Raw genomic sequence first — 204 nt, forward strand, 5'->3', positions numbered from 1 at the left:
TACCGACCGGCACATCGAGCGCACCCGAACTTGCGCCGGCAGCGATGGTGATGGTTTTGCCACTGTCCAAAGTCACGGTGACCGGACCGTTTTGCGCGGTGACCGGTTTGCCGTCGGCACCAGTCAAAGTGGCGGTGTAGGTGATGGTGCCGTTTTCGTTGACGGTCGGTGTGGCGGTCAGCGTCACGGTGGTGGTGTCGTTGA

At 61.8% G+C, this 204-nt stretch carries 1 protein-coding gene; it reads right to left on the reverse strand.

All coding sequences use genetic code 11. The features are described from left to right. The coding region (locus HU806_RS26365) for an immunoglobulin-like domain-containing protein (RefSeq protein WP_186615837.1) at positions 1–204 on the reverse strand (204 nt) is incomplete at both ends.

It is taken from the genome of Pseudomonas sp. SWRI154 (assembly GCF_014268645.1).
Taxonomy (GTDB): domain Bacteria; phylum Pseudomonadota; class Gammaproteobacteria; order Pseudomonadales; family Pseudomonadaceae; genus Aquipseudomonas; species Aquipseudomonas marvdashtae.